The 3,036-nt window shown below is 67.5% G+C and carries 2 protein-coding genes and 1 pseudogene; all 3 read left to right on the top strand.

The window, feature by feature from the left end; genetic code table 11:
• Window positions 1–761: pseudogene (locus ACY5KJ_RS19250) on the top strand (hypothetical protein); the annotation flags it as partial.
• A 52-nt stretch (window positions 762–813) separates the two neighbouring features.
• Window positions 814–1,524, top strand: coding sequence for a nucleotide exchange factor GrpE (gene grpE, locus ACY5KJ_RS19245; protein WP_462189266.1), 711 nt, complete (start codon window positions 814–816; stop codon window positions 1,522–1,524).
• A gap of 66 nt (window positions 1,525–1,590) precedes the next feature.
• The gene (locus ACY5KJ_RS19240; RefSeq protein WP_462204028.1) at window positions 1,591–2,952 is read left to right on the top strand and encodes a dynamin family protein; all 1,362 of its coding nucleotides are present in this window, start codon (window positions 1,591–1,593) and stop codon (window positions 2,950–2,952) included.
• Window positions 2,953–3,036 lie beyond the last annotated feature (84 nt).

The following is a 3,036-nucleotide window of genomic DNA, read 5'->3' as shown; positions in this document are numbered from 1 at the left end:
GGATCATGCAATCCGAAAATCACCATCAGATCCACGGCCAGCCTCGGGACATACTTCCCAAACAGGCCCTAGAAGATGCGGGGCGATTCGCGACCGAGGACCTCCCCGAGGTCGGCGTGCCGGCGGATCGGCGGGCGACGCTCGTTAACGAATTCGGCGCCTGGGGGATGCTACGCGCCTGTCGCCACCTCAGGGACGACATGACGGAGGCCGAGGTGCGGGCACAGCTTGTCGTCGACAGTGGGGTGGCCCGCCTCCGCAAGCTGATCGTCGATCATTTCGGTAACCGCGCGGCGCTCATTAAGCTCGACCGGGGTCTCGGCGAAGTCCAGACCGCCGTCACCCGATGTCGGTCCGAGGCCGGACGGTCAGGGAGGTCACCGTCGCCCGAGGTCACGGCTGTGGCGGCGATGATCGAGCAAACCCGCAGCGATGTTCACGGCTTCCGCGAACTCGCCGCGCTGCGGGACTACTACCGGGGCGTCCTGACCCTGACGGACAGCGAAGCGGTTGACCTGCTCACCGTGACTGGCGAACACGGTGTCAGCTGCGCGGCCCGGCTCGGGCTGAGCGAGGAGGCGTCACCCGCGGCGATGTCACGGCGGGCCGAGGAGCGGATCGGCGCATGGGCGCGCAGGTGCGCGCAGCCATTGCTCGACCTGCCGACCGCGAACGCGGCGAGGACAGTCCTGGCCAGCTACGAACGCTTATCGTACCGGGTCGCCGACGCCCGGCGCCTGCTCGAGACGATGGAGCTGTAAATGCCCGCGGCTGTGATGCCAGTCATCGCGCCCCGCCGAGGAGAACGAACCGATGAGCCGGCGAATCAGGCTGTCACGCCTGCTTCCAGGCGCTGGCGCGCGGGCGGCACTGCGCGCGTCCGAAGCGGAGCTTGCCGAGACGCGGGCCGCGTTCGACGAGGAACGCGCGCGGACCACCGACCTACGAAACCGGCTCGAGGCCGCCGAACGCGACCTCGCCGACCTCGCCAGCGCACCGGACCAGCCCGCAGCGGACAGCGCGGGCGCCGTCAGCCTCGATCCGGCCAGCGCTGACCCACCCGGCCAGAACTCGGCTGGCCGAGACGAAGCCGGCCAGGGCCGGGCCAGCGTGGAACTCGGCGCCGACGCCGGTCGGGAAAGCCGGGCGCGGGAGCCAGCTTGGGCGGCCGAGCCGCATCCCGTCGTGGACCAGACCATCGCTCTCGTGGAGCAACTCGCTGATCTCACCAAACCAGAGCCGAGATCCGCCGAAGAGAACCTCGCGATAATGGAATGGTTGGGCGAGCAGGCGACGAAGGTGCTCGACCAGTGCGACGTGGTCCGTATCACCGACAACGGTCCGGTCGACCCCGACCGACATGAAATCGTCGCCACCCGTACTACCGGGCAGGCGGACCTGGCCGAATGGATCGCCGCGACGGTGCGCCCTGGTTACGCCTGGCGCGGCCAGCTCCTCCGGCCCGCGGCGGTCGTCGTCTACAGGTACGCCGACGAGGCTGGCCAGCCCGGCGGCGAACACTGAGAGCCGGATCCGCCGGGCGGCCACCGCGGCCTGCCGACCGGGAAGCCGCGCCGAACGGGGAGAAAGATGAGTGACCTGGAAGACCTCCGCGTTGAGGTTCTCGCAATGTTTCCGGAGGTTGTCGGCCTACTCGGCGACGACCTGTCGGAGGGCGGGCGGGCTCGGCTCGACCGGGCATGGGAGAAGCTTCGGTCGGGCCAATACAAGGTGGTCACCTGCGGCGAGTTCCGGCGGGGCAAGTCAAGCCTGCTCAATGCGATCGTGGAACGCAGCGGCCTGTTCCCGGTGGACGTGGACGTCACGACCTGCGTCGTCGTGACCCTGGAGTGGGGAGACACCGAGGGAGCGACGGTCTATTTCGCTGACCGACCAGCGATCCCTGTGCCGCTCGGAGAGGTGCGCGAGTACGTTACCGAGCAGGCCAATCCAGACAACCGCAAGAACATCCAGCGGGTGGCGATGACCGCGCCGATCGAGATCCTCTCGTCGGGGCTGGTGCTCGCGGACACACCTGGTGTCGGTTCCGACAACCCCGCGCACCGCGACGCCACCGTCAAGGTGCTGCCCGAGGCCGACGCGATCCTGTTCGTCTGTACCGCCACCGATCCGCTGTCGGCCAGCGAACTGCGCTTTCTCCGGGAGGACACGTACCGCGCCTGCCCCGTGGTCGTCGCCGCGGTCACCATGATCGACAAAAAGCCCGACCCGGCACCCGTCGTGGCCGCAGCCCGCGAACGAGTGGCCAAGGAGACCAACATCGCAGAGGCCGACGTCGTCGTCATGCCGGTGTCGGCGAACCGCAAATGGCGGGCGCTGGCCAAGAGCGACGAGGCAATGCTCGCGAAGTCAGGGCTGCCGGCACTCGAGGACCAGATGTGGAACGGCTTGGGTGCCACCTGCGGCGCCGCCCAGCTCGACGAGGCGATCGACGCGATGACCACCGAGATCCACCGCGTGGCCGAGATACTCCGCACCCAGTTGGCGGGCCTCGAAGGCAGCGACGACGTCGAGGCGATGGAAGCGAAACTGCAAGACGCCATGGCGCGGGCCGACAACCTGACGAAGAAAGGCGCGCAATGGCGGCAGGACTTGGCCGAGGACGTCGATTTCAAAGCCCGTCCGATCCGCCGCAAGCTCGAAGTATCGCTGAGCGAGGAGCGGGCGGCGTTCCATGGCAAGGCAGACACTGACGAAGGCCGGTCGAATCCAGACAAGCTCGTGAGCGACACGACTCATACGATGACCGTCACATACCAGCAAGCGATATTGTCCTTCAACCGCGCCGCCGACGAGGTGACGAAAGAATACCGCGAGCTGACCAAGCTTTCGCTGGACGCACACGTCGCGAACTCCGAACCGTTTGTATCGGAGGTGAAGCTGTCGGACGACGCGCTCGAGGAGGACCGGGAGGGGTTCGTCGTGTGGTAAACATTCACCTGCTTTAGTGATCTTGCTGTAGGTGACGGTTCACGGGCATGGCTGTGGGCCGCGCCGGGCGGGGTGGTTGGGGTC

Source organism: Frankia sp. CcWB3, from assembly GCF_977927595.1.
The sequence above is the reverse complement of the archived record's forward strand: the minus strand, read 5'-3'. Positions and strand labels throughout refer to the sequence as shown.

What these genes read in the sequence shown, in the direction of transcription:
- grpE (WP_462189266.1), top strand. Translation starts at nt 814, where the DNA reads ATGAGCCGGCGAATCAGGCTGTCACGCCTGCTTCCAGGCGCTGGCGCG.
- ACY5KJ_RS19240 (WP_462204028.1), top strand. Translation starts at nt 1,591, where the DNA reads ATGAGTGACCTGGAAGACCTCCGCGTTGAGGTTCTCGCAATGTTTCCG.